Source organism: Brevibacillus centrosporus, from assembly GCF_003710815.1.
Taxonomy (GTDB): Bacteria; Bacillota; Bacilli; order Brevibacillales; family Brevibacillaceae; genus Brevibacillus; species Brevibacillus centrosporus.
Genome location: NZ_RHHP01000037.1, coordinates 1 through 25605, shown reverse-complemented (window position 1 = coordinate 25605; position 25605 = coordinate 1). Strand labels below are relative to the sequence as shown.

The window sequence follows — 25605 nt, the reverse complement described above, 5'->3', positions numbered from 1 at the left end:
AAGCCGTCTCGTTTTCTATTCATCTTACCCTATGAAAGGAAGATTTTGGACAAGAATCTATCGGCTAGCCGCAAGTACCGTGATATCCTTTCTCCGATACACACTCAGGATGATCCCAAACACCGCCATTTGAAGGACAAATTGTGTGCCGCCATAGCTGATAAACGGCAGGCTGACAGAGAAGATTGGAACGATGCCCAGCGCCATCAGAATGCTCCAGAAGAATGGCACGAAAAAGACAGCCATCAAGCCCCGGATCAGCAAGCTGCCAAAGCGGTCCTTTACTTGGCCCATCGCTCTTTGGATACGATACAGCAGCAGAATCCCGATCAAGAGCACGGCTCCTCCTACGATCCAGCCAAAGCTGTAAACCAAATAGGCGAATACGAAGTCAGACTCCGTCACCGGCAGCTCTGCCAGCTGCGCGCCAAACCCATGCCCCCACCAGCCTGCAGAACGAATCGCTTCCATCGATTGGACCGTTTGGTAGCCTGCGCCGAGAGGATCCTTGTAGGGATCGAGAAAAATGAGCAGTCTACTAATGGCGTATGGCTTTGCAAACAGCAAACCGATTGCTGCCAAAAACAGTGCCATGATCAAGCCCACGAATGACCACTTATACATGCGCCTCATTTGCGAAGAAAACAGCAGCACACCGAACCCGATAACATACAGCAGACCAATAAACATTCTAGAAGCACTCATGTAGATGAGCAGAGGGACTAGAACCACCACCAAGGCTTTTGAAAAATCTCGCCAGCTCTCCCATCTCCACTGGCTAAACAGACCGGCTACGGACAGAACGAGCAAAATTGGACTCAGGCTGAGAAAATCGAAGCGAAAGAGCCCTAAGTCTAAATATTGCAAGGAACCGTTCACTTGTTCACTCGTCATCAGTGAGATCAGCATCACCAGAAGTGTGGTCATGTACAACTGCTTGCAGTAGGGCAGGAGCTTGCGGTAATCAGCAAAAAGGATCCCCGCTAGCACAGCCGCTCCCAAAACGACGGACAGAATTTGACGCTGGAACTGAGAATCCACTAAGGATTGGCTGTCTAGCAAAGAATAGAGGGTAAGCAGCCCAATACCGACCAAAGCGGCTACCATTCCTACTAAACTCCACTCGATCCTCGGTTTATGAGTTTGATGAAGCTGCTTCCCAATCAGATGTGAATCTCCCATTTGCAAAATAGCTCTATCCACCGCGTCCTTTTCACTCATGCCTTCACTCTGGTAATCCGCGATCCGATCTGCAAAATGCCCCTCCAGCTCTTGTGAAATGGCTTCATGCACTTCTTTGCTTTTGATCTGCGAGCAAACCTGGCGTATGTACTCGTCAATTTGGGGATGCCGCTTCATGACTGTCCCTCCCATAGCAACCGATCTACAGCCGTGCGAAACGATACCCATTCCTCTTTCTTGTCTTTCAAATGTCCCATACCTGCTTCGGTAATCTGATAGTATTTGCGCTTTCTTTCTCCCTCTGCTTCTTGCCAATAGGATTGGACGATGCCTGCTGCCTCCAACGTGTGCAGGATTGGGTAAAGGGTACCTTCCTTTAAGGAAAAAACGCCATTGGAATTTCGCTCAAGCTCTTTAATCAGCTCATACCCGTACATTGCTTTTTTCTCCAGCATGGTAAGCACGAGAATGGCCGTGCTCCCCTTCATTAACTCTTTGTTGATGCGCATGGAGCCTCTCCTTTCGCCATATACCTAGATTTATGATACATCGAATATCTAGGTATAATCATACGAACATCCCGGAGAAAAAACAAGTATGACGAAAAAAATCACCGCTCCGTTTTTACGAAGGGTGATTTTCGACAAGACTGCTTGCAAGGTGATGGGAGCATTACTCTGCCAGTAGACCTAGCAAAGACTCATGAAGGTACCCGTTGCTCGCGACGACGCCTTTGGTCGCTAGGTCAAAAGGTGCGCCGCTTGCGCTCGTGACATGTCCTCCTGCTTCCTGCACGATCAACGTCCCTGCAGCCGTATCCCATATATTTAGTCCTGGCTCCCAAAACGCGTCCAATCGCCCCGCCGCTACATAGACCAGATGCAATGCTGCCGAACCTAATACGCGGACATTCAGACAGAGGGGCCCCAGCTTTTGCAGCTGACGCAACACTTGCGCGCGATGCTGATGGATATCTGAGGGAATACCGGTAGCCACCGTACTTTCATTTAGCTTAGATAGAGTCGACACCTGTAGCTGCTTCTGATGGAGATACGCTCCCTTGTTCTTCTCTGCCCAGAAAAGCTCTTTCGTAGTCGGATCGTAGACGACACCGATGATCAGCTCTCCACGGTATGCCAAACCAATCGATACCGTATACCCCGGAAGCCCTTTGATAAAATTGTTCGTCCCGTCGATCGGGTCTACCAGCCAGACGTACTCGGCGTTTTCCAAAGAAACTACCTGGCCCTGGTACACTCCTTCCTCTCCCAGAATTTGATGCTCGGGAAAGGCTTGGGTAAGCCGCGAGCGAATCATCTTTTCTGCTTCCTGATCTACCTCGGTCACGAGATCATAGGGCGAAGATTTCTCTGTTATGATGACGCTGCTCCCTTGACGTTCCTTGATCATTTTTCCTGTTTCCACAGCTGTTTCCAAAGCTACCTGCAAGAATCCCATATGATCCTCCTTCCGATTAGCTTCTGGCCGGGATGATGCGAACCGCTTCCTGGTTCAAACGAAGCTTGACGTCTGTGCCTGCTTCTCTCCAGCCGTGCTGATGATGGGCGTAATCTACGAAAGTGACATCTTGATTGCCTAGGACGGCTTCGTATTCCACGTACGTCCCCAAATAAGTAGCTCGCGTTAATCGCGCTGTAAACTCGCCCTCCTCATCGAGTGTAAAGAATTCGGGGCGAACCACACAGTCAACCGCGTCTGCGACCTGCACCGGAATGTTCCTATCGACTTTTACGAGAATGCGGTTGTTTTCCAGCGAGACGATCCAGGCGTCTTTTTCCCGGCCCTCGATCTTCCCTGTGAGAAAGTTCGCTTTCCCCATAAAATCGGCCACAAAATGATTGACTGGCTTCGTATAAATCTCATGCGGAGAACCTACCTGCTGAATGACGCCTTTGGTCATGATCACGACTTGATCGGAAATCGCCATCGCCTCCGCCTGATCATGAGTCACGTACAAGCTGGTAATTCCCAATCGCTGCTGCAATTTGCGCAGCTCATCCCGCATGTATTCTCTCAGCTTGGCATCCAGATTGGAGAGCGGTTCGTCAAAAAGCAGCACCTTGGGCTCGGTCACGACAGCTCTGGCGAGAGCTACCCGCTGCTGCTGTCCACCCGACAGCTGAGAGGGAAGCCGATCTTTGAATTCCTCTAAGTGCATCAGCGCAAGCACACGGTTGACCCTCGTCTTCAATTCCTCTTTCGGCACCTTTTTGATTTGCAGCCCGTACGCCACATTCTCATAAATGGTCAAGTGAGGAAAGAGTGCATAGCTCTGAAAGACCATGCCGATGTCTCTTTTATTTGGTGGTGTAAAGGTCACATCTGACTGACCAAAACGGATTTGCCCGGACGTCGGAATGTCAAATCCGGCGAGCATTCGCAGCGTTGTTGTCTTGCCGCAGCCCGATGGTCCGAGAAGTGTGACGAGCTTCCCCGGCTGTATGTCGAGTGAGAAATGCTTGACTGCGTAGTTCTCCTCTCCAGCTGCGGATAGATAGGTTTTGACTAAATCTCGCATGCTTACCGAGGAGGAGTTCGTGGAAAGTGTCTCTTCCATTCTCTCTGCCAATGCCATTAATGCGCCCCCCTTTTCGAGCTTCCCAAACGATTGACGATTAGCTCCAGGAAGCCAATCACGATCAGGATGATAAAGATTAGGATCAAGCAATACGCGGCAGCTACCCCAAGGCGACTCGACTCTACCTGAGACAGGATGGAAACCGTCATCAGATTCCAGTTCACCGAGACCAGGAAAATGACAGCGCTGATCGACGTCATTGACCGGACAAAGGAGTAAACCAGCCCCGAAAACATAGCGGATTTCATCAAAGGCAGGGATACGCGCCAAAACGTGGTTAAGCTGTTCGCGCCCAAGCTCGTCGATGCCTCCTCGATAGACGCATCCACCTGTCTCAGGCTGTTGGACCCGGCTTCTATACCGACTGTCATATTTCGGAAGGTAAAAGCAATAATCAAAATCGCAGCTGTTCCGGTCAAAAGCAGTGGCTTTTCGTTAAAGGCGAGAACATAGCCAATCCCCACAACTGTGCCCGGTACAGCAAAGGTCAAGATCGTGGAAAATTCCATCAGCTTCTTGCCCACAAAGTTTTTGCGGATGATCAGATAGGCGATCAGCATGCCGAGCAAAGCGGTGATTGGCGTTGATGCCGTTGCCATGATCAACGAGTTTTTTACAGAATCCAGGCCGAGTGTGAAAATGTACTTGAAATGATCCAGCGTCAGCGTGTAATTGACTCCCCACACCTTCACGAATGCTCCCCAAGCGACGGTTCCGTAAAATAGCAGGACACTCCCTGTAAGCAAGCTGCAAAAGGCGAACAACGGCCAAACAATCCGCTTGTCACCGATTCCTTTCGAGGCTTGAGAAGGCTTGCCCGTGACCGTCACGAACGATTTTTTCGAAAGCCAATATTTCTGGATCATGTAGGCGAGCAGGGACGGAAACAAGATCGCGACTGCCATGAAAGCCCCTGCCTTCAAATCATACATGCCCGTAATTTCCAAGTAAGCTTGAACCGCCAGGGTAGAATAATCCCCTGCAATGACCATCGGATTGCCGAAGTCTTCTATCGATTTGATAAAGACAAGCAGAAGCGAGCTGAAAATGGCAGGCAGAGCCAGTGGAAACGTCACTGTCCGAAACACTTCCCACCTCGAAGCACCTAGGCTGAGACTCGCATCCTCTAAAGCACCATCGATCGATTCGAGCACGCCCCGCAGGTTGAGGTACGCCATCGGGAAGAAGCCTAGCGTCTGGATCACGACCAGACTCGTCAATCCGTAAATATCAGAATCCTCGATGCCGAGAAGACCGCTCGAGATCATCCCGTTTCTACCAAAGAGCAGGATCATGGAAAGCGCCATGACAAAGGGCGGTGAAATAATCGGCAGCATCGCGATCAGGTGGAAGAACTTCTTTCCTCGCATCTGCGTACGCGTCACGGCAAAGGCAAATACAAATCCGATCGCCGTACCGAAAACCGCGGAAAGAATCCCCAGCTGCAGGCTGTTCCATAAAATTTGAAAGAAATGGGCGTTCAACACTTCTGCCACCTTGTCAAATTGAAAGCCTGTTTCATCATATACGGTCAGCTTCAATACCTGGAGGATGGGATACACGGAAAACAAAAACAGCGAGATGAACAGCAAAATGATGATCCCGAGCAGCCACGGCTCCTTGCTCAGCATTTTCAGTCGCGTTCGTTGCGTTTTCAGCTGATGTTGGAAGGCAATACCTGTGTTTCCTCTTTGCAACGATACCCCTCCTTCTTTAAAAGGAGGACTCCCTTTTGCAGAAGCCCTCCTGACCTGATCAAACTACTTGACCCCTTCCTTGCCGCGAACCTGACTCTCAAATTTTTTCACCAGGGCATCGCGATTCTCTCCGGCCCAAACCGCATCGTAATTGATGACTTTCAGGTCAGTCAGCTTGGTAGCGCCTTCTGGAACGGTCGCATCTGGATTCACTGGCAAACGGAACGATTTCGACGTTTCATAGAGATCCTGCGCCTCTTTGGTGATCGCCCAATCGATAAATTTCTTCGCGTTTTCCACTTCATCTGCGGGGCCGTTTTTGATCAGCGCAACCGCGCCCACTTCATAGCCGGTTCCTTCTTTGGGAAAGGACAGCGTCAAAGGATATCCTTCGTTTTTCGGTGCCAAAATATCATGGGCGAACGAGATTCCTACTCCTGTCTCACCCAGTCCGGCTTGCTTGGCAGGAGCTGATCCCGACTTCGTATACTGACGAATGTTTTCATTCAGCTTTTTAAAGTAATTAAACGCCTTGTCTTCGCCCATGATTTGGACCAGCGTCGCCAATACCGTATAAGAAGTACCCGAGGAGCCCGGATGAGCCATCGTGACGTTCCCTTTATACTCAGGCTTCAACAGATCATCCCAGCTTTCCGGTGCGGGAATTCCCGATTTTTTCAACCAGTCGGAATTGACGGCAAAGCCTAGAGCTCCTACGTAAACAGGCGACCAGTAGCCGTCCTTGTCCTGAAAGTTTTCGGGAATTTTATCGGCATTCTGGGGCTTGTACTTTTCAAGCAACCCTTCTTTCGCTGCTGCAATAAACGTGTCCGACGGTCCACCATACCAGATGCTCGCTTGAGGATTGCCCTTCTCAGCCTGGAGTCTCACCAAGGTTTCTCCGGCAGACAAACGTACAAATTTCGCTTCAATTCCTGTCGCTTTTTTAAACTCGTCAATGTACACGACAGCTTCCTGTTCCGGATACGCCGTGTAGATCGTCAAATTTTTTGATGCAGGTGCTGCGGGTGCTGCGGGTGCTGCCGATGCTGGAGTCGATGCCACCTGTGAGGTGCCTCCTGCCTCTTGCTTGGGTGCCTGTGTTCCAGATGAACATCCTACCAATCCAAGCGTCGTTGCCATCATGAGAGACCCTACGGTACTTACCCACTTTTTCATGAACACGTTCCCCCTGTAACCGTTTTCAATTCGGTTTATTAAGATGAGCGCTCTGTCTTCTCTATCTGTTTTAGTAAATCGTCTATGATTTTGGCGATGGCATGCTGTTCATAATGTACCGTGATTTCATCGGCTATTTTTTTCAGCTTTGGATGAGCGTTTTCGACTGCGACCCCTTTGTCAGCTGTTTGAATCATCGTCACGTCGTTCAGATTGTCCCCAACAGCAATCGTATAGATCGGAAAGGGATACAAGCTAACCAGCTTTTTCAGTGCCGTTCCCTTTGAAACACCCTCCGGTAAAATCTCCAGGTAGTTCACCTCCGAATAAACAAAGTCCAGAGGTAATCCGCTAGCTACTGTCGCTAGCTCAAACTGCTTCAATCGCTCTGGGTTGTCTGAGATGATCAGCAGCTTGGTGACTTCTTCATCCAGACTGGCGTGCTCCAAGGCTCCACAAATCACGCTGTCCTTTTTCTCATGCTCAGTCACAATCTTATTGACCCAAGGCGTGTACACTTTGCCCTGCTGGTACAACAACAGCCCGACATCCTCCTGCAACAGATCGAGATAGCACTGCCATACATGCCGGGGAAGCCGCAACCCTTGTTCATAGAGAGCTGTCAGGGTAACCGGACAGTAAATCTTCGCACCATTGTACAGAATCATCGGAGTATTCAGTCTTATTTTCTCGATGAAGGGCCGTACAGATGCCTCCATCCGCCCCGTTGCCAGCGTGAACATTCCCCCCGCGTCTTGAAACCGTTTAATTGCTGCTCGGTTTTCCTCGCTAATTTGTTGATCTGCCGTCAAAAGTGTGCCGTCCATATCGGTAACAATCATGATCGTGCGCAAAGTTCTGTCATACCTCCCTGCAGGTGTTTCTCTGTATCAGCTCGGGCTCGAAAAAGACGGATTGCGCCTGATAGGTTTCTTCCCGGATCATCCGGTCGATGATGCGTGCTGCCTCTTCCCCCATTTGCTTTCGAGGTTGAGCGATCGTCGTCAGCTTGATCCAATGCAGACTTGCCACCTCCAGATTGTCAAAGCCCACTACCGACATTTTCTCCGGTACGGGAATCCCCTGGATAGCCAGCCATTCTAAAGCACCGATCGCCAGCAAATCGTTGGCAGCAAAAATCGCCGTCAGGTCTTTGTTCTGCTCACAAATTCTAGACATGGCTTCCCGTCCGTGGGCAATCGTTCTCCCGCCTCGCGTAATCGCATTCGGATTGGGCGTCAATCCATGAGCATGCATCGTATCCACATACCCTTGATAGCGCAGCTCAGCCAAAAAGGACAACTCCGGCATGCCGATAAATCCAATATGACGATGTCCCAGCCCGATCAGATGCTCCATGGCCATGCAAGCTCCTTTGTAATGATCGACATCCACAAACGGTGCGGCCAAGCCCTCAGGGGAGCGACGGCGCAGGAATACGACCGGAATCTGCAATCGCTGAAACTGCTCAAGCAATTTTTCGTCCATGAAGTTCGGCGTCACGATCAGCCCGTCCATCTGCCGCTCTTTTGCACTCGATAAAAAGAGCTTTTCTTTGTCCGGATTCCGCATGGTGTTGCCGTACACCACCTGATACCCTACCTCGGTAAGCACTTCCTCTACTCCATTGGCGATCTCGGAAAAGAAGGGGTCGGCAATATCCGGGATCATCAGGCCGATCGTGTTCGTCTTTTTATGAATCAATCCTCGTGCCAGAGCGTTCGGCGTGTAGTTCAGCCGCTTCATCACCTCCAAGATCTCTTTTTTGGTCTGTTCTTTAATATCAGGATGATTATTGAGGGCTCGCGATACCGTGGATACAGAAATCCCTAGCTCTTTTGCTACATCTTTGATAGTTGCCATTTGGTCTACTCCCATGACTGATTTTTTCTGGTAAGGTTTCCGGGAACGTTTTCGGTAACGTTACCGAAATACTAACACCCCAAATGTTACCAAGTCAATTATTTTTTAAATTTACAGAATAATCGGCAAAAAAAGGGTGGAAAGAATGCGCTTGGCATCCCTCCACCCTCTCGTCTTTATTCCATCGAAGCCCACGTACTTTCCAGCCACTTCTCAAAATCCGTTCCTTTTTCACCCTCGTAGGCATCATAGATATCGGTTCTCATTTTTTGCAGCTTCTCTTTAAAATCTTCAAACGTATGCCCCTTTGGCAAGCTTTTCTTGATCCGAACCAAGCTTTTTGTCGTGCCTTTAATTAAATCTCCTTTTTTCTGTGGCGGCAGCTCAACATCCTCGCCAAAGTTCTGGAGCTTTTGAAAGGCTGCCTCTTGAACCTTGTAAACGGAATCGTTGATCAACAACCGTTTTAATAGATTGATAGTTTGGGGATCTCTCCATCTGCCCAGCTCTTCCACTGCTTCCAAACGCTCCCGCCAATTAGAAGTTCGGTTCGCAGACTTTTTCAGATCCTCAAAATGAGGGGGAAACCCGTTTGTTATTTCACTCGTTTGCAAATTGCTCATTCTCCTTTAGTACCTCTTCTCTACCAGTATTCCCCACTCTCCTGTGAGCAACACTACTTTTTACGCTCCAAAACGCTGACGATACCCACATCTTCTACACATCTCCTCGACTGCCTCTCTACGTGAAAAGCCGTCGATGAGATTCGTTGCCCGCTCGCCATTGATAATATCAGAAAAGGATGCTTGATTGATATTCCCCAGATCGATGACCCCTTCGCCATCGAGACAGCATGGCACGACCGTCCCGTTCTCAAGGATCGCCGCCTGCGTGCGAAGCCCATGACAGAAGCCTTTACCGTCATCCTCAGGGGCAGTCAGGCTTGGCCATTGGAACTCAATGTCCTGATTCAAATAAACGGTTTCGGCGATTCTGACACCGCTGCCCGGCACGACCTTCTCTTCAATCCTGTAATCCAAGCCAAACTCTTTTTCAATGATCTCCAGTGTCTCGCGGTTTCTGCTCTTTTGCAAGTTCGTAGCGTTGTCCTGCGTCAAATTCCAGAGGCGGAACGAGAAAATGACTTTATATTCTTCTGCAGCACGAACAAAGGAGAGGATTTCCCGCAGGTATCCTTCGCGGTTCGTAGAGCCTTCATGACCGTCGAAGCTGTGCAAGGAAAAGTTCATTTGCCGCAGCGCCGGTTTACCCAGCAGCTTGTGACGATTCTTTGCGATCAGCGTTCCATTCGTCGTGATATTGACCTTGAAGCCTTTCTCATGAGCGATATCCAGCAGCTCGTCGATTTTCGGATGCAAGAGCGGCTCGCCTTTGACATGCAAGTAAATGTAGTTGGTGTGCGACTTGATCTCATCCAGTCTTTTCGCAAAGTCCTCGACCTTGATGAAGCTCTTCGCGCGCTCAGTCGGCGGGCAAAAGCTGCAGGAGAGATTGCAGACGCTGGTAATTTCTATATAAACCTTTTTGAACGTTTTCAAGATTTTGTCCCCATTCCGGCTGCCTGTGACAGGAGGTTGTTGGTTTACGATCATAACCTTCATAGTATCATAGGAGCCGTTTTACGGGTAACGGTGCTTTTTGGAGAGATGCAGCGATGAAATCATAACCGCAGATCTGAGCTGCGGTTCCGCTACACTAGACAATTTTCTGCTTTCAGCCAAAGTTGTTGAATATACTTCCATCGGGATTGGTTTGTACGTATCCACCACCGTCTTCTGCCTGAAGATCATGGGAGGTATTTCCATCCCCATCTCTCCAATATCCGTCGACATGCATCCCATCTGCACGCTCGTACCCGTTTACCCAATGCGGATGAACGAAATGCTGTTCGGGATTGATGGTGTGATCGAATGACGGTACACCAGCGGTAAATAGCTGGTGAAACGGATTGGAAGACGCAATGACCTCCCCTTCCATCAACGGAGGAGTCGCACTGTTGCCTAAAGTAGAAAAGGGATCATTTTCCTGAAAGTTTTGGCACCGCAACGGATTCTGGAACATGGTAGGTGACCTCCTGTTTAAAGATTTGCATATGCTCGTCCGCTAGAGACAGGGAGCCTTGAACGGTTTCAACCAAGGCTTCTTTCTTCGTCAGTACACTATCATCAATCGGCAGCTGTTTAAACGTATAATACTCAGCCATTCTGCCGAGCAGCTTCTGCTTCACGGATGGGTCGCCGAGTACACCCTGGTAAGGCACGGCAAGCTCTTGAAAAAAGGAAGTAACGGACTGATTCATCTCGGATACGTAATACGGCACAAGTGTAGACATGAAATGCTCATAGGCATCCAACGCTTTTCTCATAAAGAAGTCGAGGCGAAGATTTTCATTGGACTGTTTCAGTTCTTCTATGCGCTTCATGTCAGCTGCATTCATATACGTATTGATACCCATAAAAACCCCAGGCAAAACCAAACTGATTCCACCTGTGAGAGGTGCCAGCGCCAGTCCGATTCCCCCTACCGCCAATGCTGCATTTCTACCGCGCTTGGTCTTCTCCTTAATGAACTCATCCATATCTTTTTTCAAAATTATAAAGGATGAAACAGCAGACAGAGCATTCTCAACCTCACTAAGGGAATGTCTAATCTGTGCGGATAAGCTGGTCAAATTTCGCTGCAGCTGGCGATAGGGCTGCTGCTGAACCGGAAAAGGAAACAGCGCGCGATCCTCCCGTTCCCAAAAAGCAGGCAGATAGATTGAAACGGTATCTAATCTCCTTTTTTGACTTTGAATCGCATAGTACAAAAAGTTGATCATCTCCAGATTTCGAAAATCCCTATTTGCATTAGTCGCAGTAATCTCCCGTATCCCTTCCTGAATGGCAAATAACTGGCCAAACAAATCATAGCTTAGATAGTCATTGGAGTGACGAGCGTAGCTTAAATACAATTGCTCCACAGGCACAGTTTGTACAAGCGGTGCTTTCGCGTGCAGATATGTTTTTTGAATCAGTTCTCCAACTGACGTTGTCGGAACACTTACTCGTTTCTTCTCTTTTTTCGTACAGATCTGGATTGCCGTAAATAAAGAGTCCTCTTCTCTCTCTACGACAGAAATCTCCTGAATATCCTCGTTCGTAATTACTCTATGCTTTTCGCTAGTAGAAAAGAAAGTAACGCCGCTTGCACCATGGATAAACCAAAACGGTTGACCAGAATCATCATATCCAATTGCATGTTCACTCGGATTGGAAAATGGAAGCGCCAAAGCTGCAAAATCATACTGGCCTTCTGCTTGGAGCATACATATTTGTGCTATTCCCTCAAAATCGTGCTTCACAATAAGCTTGTCTACATCTACGATACCGACGCTGTTGTGAAGAGATACTGCTTCTGAAAGTGCCAGGGAGCTTCTGCTAAAAAATTGCACACCATTTTTCGTAGATAAGATAGCAACCTGCTCTTGTTCATAAGGAATCCCCAACCAGGTACCGTTTAACAAATAGGTCCCAACCAACAAACGATGCTGGTCAGAGTAAAGGTTTTTCGTAAAAAATGCCTCCGTCCTTTTCTCTTCCACAACGAAAACAAATGGCTTTTCCCCGAGGACGATGGCCAGCTGATCTTGCTTATTGTAATACCAGCTGTCTTGCGTTTTCGAAAACGTCTTGATCACTTGGAGCGAGTTTTCATTCACCAGCGATAGTTTATCTTCGGAATGTGCCAGGGTAAGCGGGATCGGTTTGCCGCTTAGCTCTAAATAGACAGGATAAAGCTCTGCATCATTTCCCACTACATCAAACACACTTCTCCCTTTGTGCCCTGCGAGTTTGGTGACGATTTCTTTTTGTGGAAGAAACAATTCAAAACTTGAACAAGCTTGTTCATCTATTGCAAATTGCCCGTTTATTTTGAGTACAGATGAACTCACTTCCTCAACCGTACGGATTCTGCGCATGGGCAGCTCGTATTTTTTGCTGGGGTACCCTTGCTCCGACGAAAGCAGAATCATCGTGTCCGTTACCTTGATCTTTCCTGGAAGAAAGGCCGTCTCCGATTCTTTTTTATACAAACAAAAATCGTCAGCGTCCCATTGGAAGCATTCCCTTGGCAACAAGGCATACATTTTCGTGAATTCGTTAAAATCAACCGTAAATGAAAAGCGTAAAGCATGATAAGGAGCTGTGTTCGACAATGTCATAAAGTAGCTGGATGGAGAAACCTTCACCCCTAATGACTGCGCATCATAGGTAACCGTACGTTCACTTCCAAAGATGCCACCCGTATCATGTGCGTAAACCGTCCCTTGATTCGAGATGTACAACGTGTGAGTTCCTACTATCGAGCGATCACTAAAGTCAAATCCACCCGTCCGTTCATAAATGCTATACTCCCCTGAACGAAGCCTTTTCCTTACGTCCTCAATCATCTGTTCCTCCAGTGAATCTTTGATGAATAATTATCCTTCTATTGTACTAGGATACATTGCCTATTTTAAAAAACAACCCAGACTTCATCTTGTACATCTCTCCCGCAAAAAAGAGCAAGGTGGCGGGAGCTCTTTGCCCCTGCTTCCTTGCTCTTGGGAAATCGCCATTCCCTGTGTTATCTAAGCGTCTTCAACGCCCCGCTCCAAGCTACCACCTGATCCAGCATGCCACCCAGATTGGTTAGGTGAAGACTCGACGGCTTGAATACCGAAAAGTTCTCGAAATCCGTAAACAAGGATAAGGTAGGATGTGTTCGGACGTCCGCCACCAAAAGCTCACCCAATATTCCCCGCAAATGCTCGGCAGCTCGTGCACCGCCTGTAGAACCGTAGCTTACGATGCCGGCCGCTTTGTTGAACCATGGATCGCGTGCCGAGTCCAGCGCATTTTTCAAGGCACCGGTGATGCTGTGATTGTACTCCTGAACAATGAAGACAAATCCGTCCAGACTTTCAATTTTTCCCTTCCACGCAGCAAGTCCAGGCTCTTGTCCGGTTCCTTCGCCAAAGAAAGGCAGTTTGTACTCCGTAATATCCACCACTTCGTACGCAGCATCGCCGCGGCCTTCCGCAATTTGCTTGACCCATTGGCCAACCTGCGGGCTCACGCGCCCTTGCCGAGTGCTTCCCAGGATAATGCCGATCTTCAGCTGTTGGTTTGCCATCCTCATACCTCCAGATGTAAAGTTATTAGCTTACTTTACGTTATTTACATCAGGGTCATTTTAGAATGGCTGCATGAATTTTTATTCTTAGCCAGTATATATACACTTCGTACCCATCATTCCATAGACTTTATTATCATGCATTTGTTTCATTCAACACCTTAAACAATGACACGTCCCTCTTTTGAACTGCCTGAACCTCCTTTACTTGCCTCACTCAGGTTAAGATTGCTCGTTTCCGGTGCCCAGGCGATCGAAATCATCATCCCGATGATGAGTACAGCGACCAAACATAGCATAGTGATATTCATTCCAAGCGAAACCATTCCTATAGGCAGTAAGAATGTAGAGATGGCGGATCCAATTCTGCTAAAAGAGATACAGTAGCCTATGCCTAATCCGCGAATTTGAGTAGGGAACAGCTCTGAGATGTAGAGCGAACACAAGTTAGAAATAGCAGATAGGCAAAACGTAAAGACAGCAAAAAAGATCATGCTTCCATTTGAACCACTAGGGGACAAGGTCAATAAAAATAAAGAGACGGCAAGCAAAGCGAAGAAAGATATTAAAAATCCTCTACGGGAAAACTTAATCGTAAACCAGATGCCTACGATGGAACCAACGATCAGAAACGAGTTCAGAAGATTTTCTACAAAAAAACCATCGGAGAACCCAATTTTTTCAACGATGGTGGGAAGAAACGTATAGATGGCGAAATAAGGGATGACGATACAAACAAAGAATAATGATCCAAACCACGTTCGTTTCCGATATTTTTCTTGAAATAATGAGCGAAACGTATACTGCTCCCCTTCTTCATCGATGGACGTCTCGTCGATCACTGCAGCTGGATGGATATATTTCTGGAGGATATACAGCGCTTCGTCTTTTCTGCCTTTTTGGATTAACCATCGGGGAGATTCAGGAGTACCCAGCCGCAGCAAAAGTACGAGAATCGATGGAATCGCAGTACTTACAAGCATCCACCTCCACGCATCCTCACCGTAGTTTGCCAAATAATGACCAACGAAGCTGGAAACGACATAACCTACTGTCCACACAACACTTAGAGACGAGATTAATGCCCCTCTATGTTTTTTCGGAACAAATTCTACTAGCAGTGTTGTCCCTACGGAATAATCTCCGCCGAGAGCGATCCCTATGATTATTCTCAATATTAATAAAGAGAGTGGGTCATTTACAAAATATTGGAGGATGGAAGCGATAGCGACGATAACAAAAGTGGCAGCAAATATTTTATTTCTACCTACGCGATCGGATAGCCCCCCGAGAAATATGCTCCCGATGAAGATTCCAAAGAGCACAGATGCCCCCAACAGTCCTTGCCATAGAGGACCCAGCTGCATATCCGTGTTTAAAGCAGTAAGAGCCATAGCAATAATCCCGATGGCGTATCCTTCTACAAAATTCGCGCCAAAAGTAAGTCCAGTAATTTTCAAATGAAATGCGTTTAATGGTGCATTGTCGATCGTAATTTTATTCGCAGTTTCAGTCATACCGGTCCTCTTTTCATGTGTGATTGAATTCGCTTAGCAAAAAGCAATACATTCGATTTCAACACATACTCCTTCAAGGGGAAATTGCCCGATACCGATGCTACATCTAGCAGGAGGCTCCGTCCCAAAGAAACTAGCGTAAGCCGTATCGTATTTATGAAAATCATTCATATCGTTCAGAAAGGCGTTTACTTTCAAAATGTTATTTAGGGATGAACCAGCTTTGTCCAATATCTCTGAGATATATTGCAATACCAATATCGTTTGTTTCTCCATCTGGTTCGGAAATAGCACGCTGCCTGTTTTTGCATGGTTTCCTCTCCTCCAATCTCTTTGATTGGCCAGCTAGACAAAATACCTCACTTCTTTTTCACTGACCTTCTCTGGTCTTTTATGAAAATAAATCACGACCGTATCATCTTCAACGGTTACCTCGTACTTTTTTATCGATACTTTGCATGGGTCAAACAGTGACTTTCCTGTCGTCAAATGAAATTCCCAGCTATGCAGAGGACAGCGGATAATCTCCTGGTCGTGGCCATACGTATACTCTCCCCGCTTGCATGGCAGCATCGTTCCGGTCACAGTACCGTATACCATAGGGGCCCCTTGATGAGGACAAGCATTTCGATACGCGTAAAGCTTTCCCTCTACGTTCATAACAGCAATTTCCACGCCATTAATTTCGATTAGCTTTCGCTGGCTAGGCTTCAATTGATCAGTAGAACAGACCTCTACCTTGTATGCACTGATTCTTCCTGTTTCCACACTATCAACCCCCATCTTCTCTAAAAGCGATACGATTCCAGTGCGTTGTCATAAAAAATTTTCCGTTTTAATTCCTGCGGAAAGTGCACGAAAGCTCTTTCGTCAAACTCTCCGTCCCAATGGGGATAATCGCTGCAAAATAATAGCATTTCCTCAGCTTTGACCATTTGGATTAATGAGATAAGATCCGCAGGTTTAAAGGGTTCCTCGATTGGTTGAGTCCCGAGGCGAATATGACTTCTGATATACTCACTAGGCAACTTTTTTAACCATGGCACACTTTCCCGGAGTGCTTTCCAATTCTTATCCATTCTCCACATAACTGAGGGTAACCAGGAGAAACCGTATTCAATAAAGATCACTTTTAGTTTAGGGAATTTCTCGAATACGCCTTCGCACACTAAGCTAGCTATTTGTCTTTGAGCTACCAACGCCAACGTAGTATGCCATTCCATGTAAGTAGAGGCCGGTCCAATAAACTGGCTAGGGGAATATTCACCAGATCCTTCCGTGTCCGGATGAAGGACAATGGGTAATCCATAGTGCTCAGCAGCCTCATAAATATCCCAGAAATGTCGGCTTCCCATAGGAATGTTCACATTCTGCAAATTGAGGCCAACAATTTCAGGACGGTGAGCCACTCGTTGCATTTCGCTTATCGTAGCCTTTGGATCGAGCGGGGCACAAACCATTGTCATGCGGTATCTCGGATCAGCCTTTATCCATTTATCGTACATCCACTCGTTACAAGCTGTGCTGTAAGCGATAGTGAGATCGATATTATGATAAGCACTCATGCTTCCGTGGCCCACATTGAGGATTCCATACGTGGTGTTGTATCTTTCAAACAAATCCTTAACCAAAAACTGCGGATCAGTCCCTGGATAATCGCCACTAGGCGTAATCGCATCTGTTCGGAGCGGATTGCTTGCATGAGAATAGCGAACATGCGGGAATTGAAAGGAGCCGATGTTTAAAACAGAGTCCTTTTTGAATTTCCCTATGTTCATCATTTTTTGCCAGGACAAATCTAAATAGGGCACCAGCTCATCCAGATCACCCAAGAAGTTATGAACATCGCAATCAATCAATTGATTCCTATCTGTTGCATGGTCGTTCAATGCAAAACACCTCTCTCTAGTCTTTTTCGAATTTCTCTATCCCCACTCGCAAGTAACCGTTGTCTCCCAATGGTTTTTTATTTCCTTCCGACACCTCTCACCTCCGTTTTACATACAAAACCATTTTTTACCTTGAATCTGTGGACTCATTATAAAACGAATCAGATTTTTCAGTCAATACACGTTTTTATAAAAAACTAAATTTTATAAAAAACATGTTTTTTTATAAAATCAACTATATCTATGCACAAAAAAAAGAGTAGATCTTGTCTACTCTTCACGGAAACTCACTTTCCCCCAAATGTTAATGTAGTCATCCTGATATGATGCATAGCTCTTTCTACAGCCTCTTCTTCGGTATAAATACTCCTGTTATTGATAAAGGTCGTAAGCATTCCCTTCCATATCAGGACATTTATTTCATTGATTTCCTCTACAAAATCACTCTTTAGCAATCCTTCGTTAACCGCTTTCTGCAGAATAGCTTTGCTTCTGTTTGTTAAGCTCGGATCTAGGAGAGACGGGAGGATGTCTTCTGGTATGCCAATCAGATCGGTTTGATAGTGCGAGAAATATTTTTTCAGCATTTCATGAGGGTCTTTTCCTAAGTCTGCAACATAAAACGCATGATAAATATCCGGTTGCTTAAACGAATGTTCGCAAAAGCACTCCCAACTTAACAGGTATTTTTCTACGCTGTTATTCCCTTTACTGATGTAATCTTGAACATCGAGAAAATATGCCTGGATGAACTTGATGCACCCAAAAAACACCAGATGAGAAAGCTCATCAAAATACCTGTATAGCGCTGAACCATTAAATCCTGCAACGTCACCGACTTTTCTTGCCGTCACATTTTGTATGCCTTCTTCTTCTATAATTTTAATAGTGGCTTCCACAAAATACTTGAACATTCGGTTAATTTGCTTTTCTGATAAACTACGGCTTCGACTCATGAATAATCCCCATTCACCATTTATTCACCATTCTTTACTGCTTTGCGAGTAAAATATGTAAAACCAAGTATAGCATATGGGGTTCCCTTTTGCAGTTTTCCCTTACGCAAGTACATATCCCCATTACGTCAATGGCACAACCGGCCTGACTCCCAGTTGTGCCTTCCCCAATGCCACGCTTCCTTGCCTCACTCCATCGTCGTCAAATCCTTTTCCTCTACGACCTTCAGCTTGTATTTTTTGAAGCGCCGTGCGATATAGGCTTGCGTTACCCCAAGCCTCGCTGCTGCTTTTCTCGTGCTCTGCAGCTGTCTGTAGGTTTCCTCGATAATCTCCCTCTCGATTTGATTGAGGTATTCGGTCAAGGTCTGGTTGGCTGGCAAAGCATGCAGGGAAGATATTTGCCCCAACTGTTCATTGCGAATTTTATCTGGTAGATCCCGCAGATCAATTTCCTTGTTTTCAACGGTAATAACTAAGCGCTCCAGCAGATTTTCCAATTCCCGAATATTCCCCGGCCAGTCGTAGTTGTAGAAAACATCGGTGAGGTTGCCGGACAAGGTATGGTCCTTTTGATATTTGTTATTGTATTTCTTCAAATAAAAATCCAGCAGCGGGACGATATCTTCCCTGCGTTCCCTAAGCGGTGGGATGTTGAGCGGCAGGATGTTGAGCCGGTAAAATAAATCGGCACGAAACTGCCCGGTTCTGGTCAGCTCTAGCAGGTTGGTATTGGTGGCGGCGATGATGCGGACATCCGCCTTCTGTACCTGAGAGCCGCCGACGGGGATGTAGGTTTTGTTCTGCAAAAACTGAAGCAGCTTTGACTGCAGATGCAAAGGCAGCTCGCTGATTTCATCCAGGAACAGCACACCGTTTTCTGCCGCTGCGATGAGACCTGTCTTGCCGTTTTGATTCGCACCGGTAAAGGCACCTTTTTTATAGCCGAACAGCTCAGACTCGATCAGGGCTTCGGGAATGGCGGCGCAGTTCAGGTGGACAAACGGCTTGTCGCTACGATCACTGAGGTATAACTGGCTTGCCATCATCCCGTTCTTGGGATTCCTGGGCGGATTGGGGTTCGCCAACCGCATTGAACCGTTTGTGCTTGGTCTTCCCTTTCTGCCATTTTGGATCGTGCTGTGGGTCGTCCTATCCTCGCTGATTCTTTCTGTGATTTATAAAGTCCACTACTCCAAGGATGAGGAGGAAAACCAATGAATGCATCTATTTTTGTCATTCTCGGATTTCTATTGATCAGCATTTATTGGGCCATTGGCGCCAGCAAAGGCCAGCAAAAGAGCATTGAGCAATGGGCCTTGGGCGGCAGGGGCATGGGAACGATTATTACGTTTTTCCTGCTCGCAGGAGAATTTTTCACCACGTTCTCCCTGACGGGGTTGGTCGGTCTTCGGTACAACAGTGGTGTCTCCGCCATGTATTTCATGACCTATATTACGCTAGGCTGCGTGGTAGGATTTTGGCTCCTGCCTGCCATCCGCCGCTACGGCTCCAAGCACAACCTCATTTCTCAATCCGACTTCTATGCGAAAAAATACGACAGTCCCCTGCTAGGAAGATTGGTTACGTTAGTTGGGGTCGTCTCCATGATTCCGTTGATGATCATTTCGTTAAAAGGCCTAGGCATTCTCGTATCCGTCGCTTCGTACGGTAGTATTAGCCCTACCATGGCGATCTGGATCGGTACCATTGCCGTAGTCATCTATACCATGCTGTCCGGCTTGCACGGTTCATCACGGGTTGCCTTGATCAAGGACGTGCTGACGTTCGGGATTCTGGTGTTCCTCGGTATCTATCTTCCCTACCACTATCACGGCGGGATCGCCTCCATGCTGCAAGGTGTCAGCGCGGTCAAACCCCAGCTTCTCACTTTGCCGGGAGTTGGCATGAGTGTGACCTGGTTTATCTCTACTGTTGTACTTAGCACCGTGGGCTTCTTCATGTGGCCAAATGCGTTTTTGTCTACTTTCTCTGCCAAAAGCGACAAGGCGCTGCGCAGAAACTCCATGATGCTGCCCCTGTATTCGCTGATGCAGCTGTTCTCCATCATGGTAGCGGTTTACGGCGGTACTGAGCATTCCCGGATTAAAAGGTGCGGAAGGCGATCTGGGCTTGATCAAGCTTGCTTTGCAAACCTTCGATCCGTGGTTTGTCGGATTAATCGGTGCTGCCGGATTACTAGGCGCTCTGGTACCTTGCTCCGTTCTTTTGATCGCTGCCTCTTCGATGCTGACGAAAAACGTCTACGCGACTTTTGCGCCAGCTTCCTCTGATCTGCAGCTTGCCAAGGTGGCAAAGGGGATTACACTGCTTCTGGCTCTTGTCGTCCTGTACTTTACGCTAAATGCCTATTGCTGGCCATCTACGTAGGCATGACCAATATGACAACGGCGGCGCTCTTTCCAGCCATGCCTTCGTTCATTCAAGACATCAACATCGGCCTGCTCATTCTCATCCTGAATCTGGTTACGATGTTGATTGTCAGCTCGATTACCAAGCCAAAGGACGTCGCGATTTGAGAGGAGAAGAAGATTTTAGGAGATCACATCGAAATAGTAGAGGTCTCTACCGAAACAGTAACGGCACGAATCTTATTTGAGGGGGGCATCGCCTTTCGCGATCTTCCTCTACTACAAAGGAGGCAGGCTTACGATGGAAAAGAAAAATTTGGAATTAGCCGTGCAGCTGCGTCATGAATTGCACCAGCATCCGGAGGTTTCGAATCATGAGGTATGGACCAAGCAGCATTTAATCGATTTTCTAAAAACGCACACCCGTCTGGAAATTGTGGATCGAGAAAAATGGTTCTATGCGATCTATCGCGCAGGGGAAGGAAAGCCAAACATCGCCTTCCGCGCAGATTTTGACGCGCTTCCGATGGAGGAAGGAATCGATCTCCCCCATGCATCCATGATTCCGGGAGTCTCTCACAAATGTGGACACGATGGCCACTCCGCTACACTGGCCGGATTTGCTCTGGAGGTCGACCAAAAGGGCGCGGACAAAAACATCTTCTTCCTTTTCCAGCACGCAGAGGAAACGGGTGACGGCGCTGCCGAATGCGCTGTATTTATCGAGGAACATCACATCGAAGAAATCTTTGCCTACCATAACATGAGTGGCATGCCGCACAACTCGGTGAACGTGATCGATGGCACCGCCCATTGTGCGTCCAAAGGAATGACGATCCATATGGAGGGCTCACCTGCTCATGCCAGTCAGCCCGAAACGGGGAAAAATCCTTCTTTTGCAATCGCCAAGGTGATCGATGCGATCCCTGAGCTCATCTCGCCAAAGAATAATGAGGGCTTGGTTCTCTGCACGGTTGTTCAGGTCCATATCGGAGAACGGGCATTCGGCATCGCAGCAAGCAAAGGCGACCTGCTCTTGACTATCCGAGCGCTCTACGAGGTAGAGCTGGAGAAGCTACAGAAAAACCTGGAGACCCTGGCACAGGCACAAGCCGAAATCTACGGTCTGAAGGTCAGCTTCTCTTACAACGACGTATTCCCGGAAACCATCAATTACAAGGAAAGCTCGGACAAAATCAGAAGAGTCGTAAAGGAAAAAGGACTCACACTCGTGGAAATGAAAGAAGCCTTCCGCGGTTCGGAAGACTACGGACATTATACGAAGCTGACAAAAGGGGCCATGTGCTATATCGGAAATGGGGAAGATTATCCGCACGTTCATACGTACGAGTACGATTTCCGAGACGATATTATGGAGACGGCAGTAGAGGTTTTTAAAGGGCTAGCTACTATGTAGGTTCATCTGTTTCTACAAACTTTGTATATCGCCCATTTGTTAACTGCACTTTGCGGTCGACCAATGGGTTTTTTGCTGGAAAAGAATGCATATATTTTCTCTTTGTTCGGGAAAGCTATTTCTAAATTATTTCAAATGGAGAACCACATGGACAATCGTGAAATGCGGGATCATCACCTCATCCGTCAATTCGAAAACAACTCAGACTTTAAAAGCGAGTATTCGGAGATGTGTGGTGTGGAGGTCCTCATCTGCTATTTAGACACCTTAGTGGACACCGCCGCTTCCGTAGAGCTAAAAAAACTAATGGGAGAACTGAACGTATCCCCTGAGTCCTGGAAGCCACTTGATGCTGAGATCAATGTCGGCATCGATCAGCTGGAGAATGCCATTTTAACAGGGCGTTTGGTCATTCTTCATGCAACGGGCAGCCTTGTGCTCAAACCGAAAATGCGGCAGCTGGAGCGCTCGGTCACAAGTCCAGAAAGTGAAACCTCTATTCAAGGTTCTTCCGATGCATTTACGGAGAGCATCCTGTACAACATCGGAATTCTGCGAAAGCATCTGCGGTCATCACGCTTAAACATACAAGAGATGGACATGGGAGAAATATCGAGGCGAAAAATCGCTGTTTGTTACCTGCCTAATACTCCAGGCGAGTCCATCGCCAAGCGAATTCTCGCGTTATTACAAGCTCGAAAGAACCGGGAAATAAACAGCGTCCAGGATTTAGCAAAAGCTTTGGGACAACGATATTGGAGTCCAGTACCTCTATTTTTCACATCGGAGCTGCCGGAAGATACTTCTACTCTCTTGTTGAAAGGACGAGTTGTATTACTCCTGGATCAGCTGCCTTTTGCACTGGTCACTCCGACTATCATATCGGATTTATGGACCGTTGACTCAGACAAAAACATGTCGCAAACCATTGTTGTAACGCTATGTGCCTTGCGAATCATCGGCATCATCATCTCCTTGCTTGTCCCTGGTCTATACGTCGCGCTTGTCAGCATCAATCCAGAGCTGTTTCGAATCGAAATGGCTTTATCCGTAGCCAAGAGCAGAGAAGGCGTACCCTATCCCGCCATTATCGAAATGATATTGATGCTGATCGTCATTGAAATGATTGTATCCGCCAGCATTCGTCTCCCCAAAACAGTAGGTCCCACCATTACCATGGTAGGTGGGATTATCTTGGGTCAAGCCGCTGTTCAGGCGCAGCTCGTGAGCAACCTACTCCTTATCGTCCTGTCCGCAACCGTCATTTCCAACTACACCTTCGTTGGTACACAGAATGCCCTGATGATTCGCCTGTTCAAATACTGTAACGTCCTGCTAGGATCGATATTTGGTGTTCTAGGAATCCTTGCTGGATTAGTCGGAACTCTATTTTACTTTGCCAGCATTACCTCATTTCAAGTTCCATTTTTAGGCCTGGGAATGAGAGCAGAAGGGACTGATGAGTAAAAAATGAGATTGTCGGTAGTTTTCATCGCGATTCATCTCAGTGTGATTTTTTACTTATACCCTAGTGATATTATAGGAGTCTCCCATTTTGGGCACTGGCTATATATTATTACCGGATTCTTGTTGGAATTTCTGCTCCTGTTCCTTTACCTATCTGGCCTCTCTACTTTTCCCAAAGAGGACATTACCAGTATCGTAAACAGATGCGGTCCCTGGTGGGCTAGACTGCTTCTGCTCCCTCTCCTCGTCTATTTTTTCATGAGCTTTGTATTATTAATCCGCAGTCATGCCGAACTATTAACCATCATCTTCTTGCCGACGACACCGATCTGGGCCATACTGCTTCTCTTATTTATCATCCCTCTATTTGTTGCCATCCATGGCCATCGAACGATTCTGCGCGGCTCCTTTGCCTTGATGATCACCATCTTGCCGCTCATCTTATTTTCTTTGTTTTCCTGCTTTCAAAATATCAACATCCATTTCTTCTTTCCCATAGAACCCGTGCCCACTTTTTGGTATGACGAGCATTTTTTAAAAAGCTTGTTGGCTCATTCTCCCTTTTTAAGTTTAGGCATTTTTTCGAGATACTTGAGCTTTGCCGTCTCCCAGACACGGAAATACCTCTACGCAGCGATGCTGTTTTTGCTTCCCTTTTACTTGCTGGCCGTCTATATTCCCATACTGACATTTGCTCCCGATACAGCCCAGAAGCTGCGTTTTCCGATTCCCGTCGCACTGGATACTGTGAATTTGGAGTGGCTTTTTTTCGACCGGATCACTATGTTTTATGTGGTCGCAACTGTCTCTTTCATTTATGTGAACACGTCCGTTATGGTTTGGATCATGTCCACCCTCACAGTAAATTTATACACTTCCATATCTCGAACAAAAATATGCTGGGTGATTATTGGGGTCGCTTATGTCATTTGTATTTTGGTGCCTGATTGGGAAACCATTGACTGGCTCATTTCCTTGGATACGCCCTTACGCTTGTACTGCATTATCTTCATCCCCCTACTCATTTATGGAATTGGCTTTTATTACAGGAGGCGCAATCTCACATGAAGCAATTTACATTGGTTTTCCTGAGCCTGCTCCTTATTTTTCCGCTCGCAGGATGCTGGGACGCAAAATCGATTGATAAGCGCTTGCTTCCTGCCATCATGGGTGTGGAGCTGGACAAGGATAAAAAAACCTACATTGTGAGCCTGCGAATTCCCGATCCACAAAGCAAGGATTTTCATACGGTACACGCCAAATCCAAAACGATCAGCGATGCCCTGGATAAGATTCGCATGAATGAAGAGCGCAGTATCGACGTTTTGCATCTCACCCTCATCATAGTAAGTGAAGAGCTCGCGAAAAAAGGGATTGAAGAGTTAATTGAATATGCCATTCGATCGCGTGAGATTAAATCAAAGGCCCTTCTTGCCGTTGCCAAAGGAGACATCTACACGTTGCTGCAAAGCAGAAAGAATTTACGGAAAGAAAAGGGAATTGAAATGCTGGATTTATTTAGCCCCAATGCTGGCTGGACACCCAACGTTTCGCTGAACTACATATGGGAAGCTTACCGAGATATTCAAGCAAGTACGGTAGATATGGCTGTCCCTCTACTCAAGGAAGGTACAGAGACCCTTTTTGAAATGGAAGGCTCAGCTATCTTCCACAACGATAAGCAGGTAGGCACGATCTCAACAGACGAAACCTTTTTATATAATTTATTTCGGGATCGATTTACCAGCGGGATCGTGGAAATTACTCCCTCTGCTAGTCTTGAAATTGTCGATGCAAAAATAAGCCATCGAACATCCTGGGTCTCGGATCGACCTAAAATATTTAGCACCTTGCGTCTGAAAGCGATTGTCGTTGAGGCTAACGAGAAAACCAGATTGAACACCAACACCTTGAAGCTGGAGCTGGAGAAGCTCCTGGAAGATCGCTTTCAAAAGCTTTTTGGCACAGCACGCAGTAAAAAGGCTGACATTTTCATGACTGGTGTCATTTTCCGCAGCAAGCTCGCACCCGATCAGGTTGATTTATGGGAAGACCAGCTTTATGAAAAGCTGATCATGGATTTAAAGACGGATGTCATTATTCGAAACACAGGGAATGTACGTTTAGGACAGTAAATAGAAAAGGAGCCATTCCTGTAATGAATGAATTTGGGGTTTGAATAAAAAAAGCACCTTCTGTAAACTGGGAAACGTTCCGTCCAAAGAACAATTACCCGTACAGGAGGTACTCCACAATGAAGTATAAGCAATCGAAAAAGCAGAATCAACG

At 47.0% G+C, this 25605-nt stretch carries 26 protein-coding genes and 1 pseudogene; 8 read left to right on the top strand and 19 right to left on the bottom strand.

Going from position 1 to position 25605, the window contains the following annotated elements:
• Positions 1-57 precede the first annotated feature (57 nt).
• The 19 genes from EDM55_RS24280 to EDM55_RS24190 form a co-directional block, all read right to left on the bottom strand.
• Positions 58-1359: an FtsW/RodA/SpoVE family cell cycle protein gene (locus EDM55_RS24280; protein WP_170184326.1), complete on the bottom strand. Its 1302-nt coding sequence runs from the start codon at positions 1357-1359 to the stop codon at positions 58-60.
• Positions 1356-1691 carry a PadR family transcriptional regulator gene (locus EDM55_RS24275; protein WP_092267291.1) on the bottom strand — a complete coding sequence of 112 codons (336 nt, stop codon included), beginning with the start codon at positions 1689-1691 and terminating at the stop codon, positions 1356-1358. The genes EDM55_RS24280 and EDM55_RS24275 overlap by 4 nt, the downstream gene beginning before the upstream one ends.
• 163 nt (positions 1692-1854) lie before the next feature.
• The gene (locus EDM55_RS24270) at positions 1855-2640 is read right to left on the bottom strand and encodes an inositol monophosphatase family protein (RefSeq protein ID WP_122961573.1); all 786 of its coding nucleotides are present in this window, start codon (positions 2638-2640) and stop codon (positions 1855-1857) included.
• A gap of 16 nt (positions 2641-2656) precedes the next feature.
• Positions 2657-3778 (bottom strand): ABC transporter ATP-binding protein, encoded by a 1122-nt coding sequence (locus EDM55_RS24265; RefSeq protein ID WP_122961572.1) that lies wholly within the window; start codon positions 3776-3778, stop codon positions 2657-2659.
• Positions 3778-5478: an ABC transporter permease gene (locus EDM55_RS24260; protein WP_218033683.1), complete on the bottom strand. Its 1701-nt coding sequence runs from the start codon at positions 5476-5478 to the stop codon at positions 3778-3780. The genes EDM55_RS24265 and EDM55_RS24260 overlap by 1 nt, the downstream gene beginning before the upstream one ends.
• A 63-nt stretch (positions 5479-5541) precedes the next feature.
• Positions 5542-6657, bottom strand: a complete 1116-nt coding sequence (locus EDM55_RS24255) for an ABC transporter substrate-binding protein (protein WP_218033684.1) — start codon at positions 6655-6657, stop codon at positions 5542-5544.
• A gap of 38 nt (positions 6658-6695) precedes the next feature.
• The gene (locus tag EDM55_RS24250; RefSeq protein ID WP_122961571.1) at positions 6696-7511 is read right to left on the bottom strand and encodes a Cof-type HAD-IIB family hydrolase; all 816 of its coding nucleotides are present in this window, start codon (positions 7509-7511) and stop codon (positions 6696-6698) included.
• Positions 7512-7518: 7 nt separating this feature from the next.
• A complete protein-coding gene (locus EDM55_RS24245) occupies positions 7519-8520 on the bottom strand; it encodes a LacI family DNA-binding transcriptional regulator (RefSeq protein WP_170184327.1) in 1002 nt (333 codons plus the stop codon).
• Positions 8521-8696: 176 nt separating this feature from the next.
• The gene (locus EDM55_RS24240) at positions 8697-9143 is read right to left on the bottom strand and encodes a HEAT repeat domain-containing protein (RefSeq protein ID WP_122961569.1); all 447 of its coding nucleotides are present in this window, start codon (positions 9141-9143) and stop codon (positions 8697-8699) included.
• Positions 9144-9203: 60 nt separating this feature from the next.
• Positions 9204-10079 (bottom strand): radical SAM/SPASM domain-containing protein, encoded by an 876-nt coding sequence (locus tag EDM55_RS24235; protein ID WP_092267497.1) that lies wholly within the window; start codon positions 10077-10079, stop codon positions 9204-9206.
• 175 nt (positions 10080-10254) lie between these two features.
• Positions 10255-10602, bottom strand: a complete 348-nt coding sequence (locus tag EDM55_RS24230) for a hypothetical protein (RefSeq protein ID WP_092267301.1) — start codon at positions 10600-10602, stop codon at positions 10255-10257.
• A complete protein-coding gene (locus tag EDM55_RS24225; RefSeq protein ID WP_122961568.1) occupies positions 10559-12973 on the bottom strand; it encodes a hypothetical protein in 2415 nt (804 codons plus the stop codon). Before EDM55_RS24225 ends, EDM55_RS24230 begins: the two co-directional genes overlap by 44 nt.
• A gap of 176 nt (positions 12974-13149) precedes the next feature.
• Positions 13150-13698: an NADPH-dependent FMN reductase gene (locus tag EDM55_RS24220; protein WP_122961567.1), complete on the bottom strand. Its 549-nt coding sequence runs from the start codon at positions 13696-13698 to the stop codon at positions 13150-13152.
• Positions 13699-13859: 161 nt separating this feature from the next.
• Complete coding sequence (locus EDM55_RS24215; RefSeq protein WP_122961566.1) at positions 13860-15215, bottom strand: MFS transporter; 1356 nt, start codon at positions 15213-15215, stop codon at positions 13860-13862.
• A 33-nt stretch (positions 15216-15248) separates the two neighbouring features.
• Positions 15249-15560: a RidA family protein gene (locus tag EDM55_RS31495; protein ID WP_373863269.1), complete on the bottom strand. Its 312-nt coding sequence runs from the start codon at positions 15558-15560 to the stop codon at positions 15249-15251.
• Positions 15561-15983: a Rieske (2Fe-2S) protein gene (locus EDM55_RS24205; protein ID WP_170184328.1), complete on the bottom strand. Its 423-nt coding sequence runs from the start codon at positions 15981-15983 to the stop codon at positions 15561-15563. It lies immediately after the preceding gene.
• A 20-nt stretch (positions 15984-16003) separates the two neighbouring features.
• The gene (locus EDM55_RS24200; RefSeq protein WP_092267311.1) at positions 16004-17104 is read right to left on the bottom strand and encodes an amidohydrolase family protein; all 1101 of its coding nucleotides are present in this window, start codon (positions 17102-17104) and stop codon (positions 16004-16006) included.
• A 287-nt stretch (positions 17105-17391) separates the two neighbouring features.
• Complete coding sequence (locus EDM55_RS24195) at positions 17392-18060, bottom strand: TetR/AcrR family transcriptional regulator (RefSeq protein WP_122961564.1); 669 nt, start codon at positions 18058-18060, stop codon at positions 17392-17394.
• A gap of 188 nt (positions 18061-18248) precedes the next feature.
• Complete coding sequence (locus EDM55_RS24190; protein WP_259676106.1) at positions 18249-19109, bottom strand: sigma-54 interaction domain-containing protein; 861 nt, start codon at positions 19107-19109, stop codon at positions 18249-18251.
• On the opposite strand from EDM55_RS24190, the gene EDM55_RS24185 reads away from it, so the two are divergent.
• The 8 genes and pseudogenes from EDM55_RS24185 to EDM55_RS24160 all read left to right on the top strand — a co-directional run bounded on the left by EDM55_RS24185 (position 19039) and on the right by EDM55_RS24160 (position 25451).
• Positions 19039-19281 carry a DUF3311 domain-containing protein gene (locus tag EDM55_RS24185; protein WP_122961592.1) on the top strand — a complete coding sequence of 81 codons (243 nt, stop codon included), beginning with the start codon at positions 19039-19041 and terminating at the stop codon, positions 19279-19281. The two genes, EDM55_RS24190 and EDM55_RS24185, sit on opposite strands and share 71 nt — an antisense overlap.
• Positions 19278-20126, top strand: a pseudogene (locus EDM55_RS31330) (sodium:solute symporter family transporter); the annotation flags it as partial. The gene EDM55_RS24185 and the pseudogene EDM55_RS31330, both read left to right, overlap by 4 nt.
• 67 nt (positions 20127-20193) lie before the next feature.
• On the top strand, positions 20194-20451 hold the full coding sequence (locus tag EDM55_RS31325) for a sodium:solute symporter family transporter (protein ID WP_311133302.1): 258 nt from the start codon (positions 20194-20196) through the stop codon (positions 20449-20451).
• Between the two features lie 2 nt (positions 20452-20453).
• The gene (locus EDM55_RS31320; RefSeq protein ID WP_258957618.1) at positions 20454-20600 is read left to right on the top strand and encodes a hypothetical protein; all 147 of its coding nucleotides are present in this window, start codon (positions 20454-20456) and stop codon (positions 20598-20600) included.
• 133 nt (positions 20601-20733) lie between these two features.
• The gene (locus EDM55_RS24175) at positions 20734-21849 is read left to right on the top strand and encodes a M20 metallopeptidase family protein (protein ID WP_122961563.1); all 1116 of its coding nucleotides are present in this window, start codon (positions 20734-20736) and stop codon (positions 21847-21849) included.
• Between the two features lie 147 nt (positions 21850-21996).
• Complete coding sequence (locus tag EDM55_RS24170; RefSeq protein ID WP_170184330.1) at positions 21997-23316, top strand: spore germination protein; 1320 nt, start codon at positions 21997-21999, stop codon at positions 23314-23316.
• A 3-nt stretch (positions 23317-23319) separates the two neighbouring features.
• Entirely contained in the window at positions 23320-24384 is a 1065-nt protein-coding gene (locus tag EDM55_RS24165) for a GerAB/ArcD/ProY family transporter (RefSeq protein WP_122961561.1), read from the top strand.
• A complete protein-coding gene (locus EDM55_RS24160) occupies positions 24381-25451 on the top strand; it encodes a Ger(x)C family spore germination protein (protein ID WP_122961560.1) in 1071 nt (356 codons plus the stop codon). The genes EDM55_RS24165 and EDM55_RS24160 overlap by 4 nt, the downstream gene beginning before the upstream one ends.
• Positions 25452-25605 lie beyond the last annotated feature (154 nt).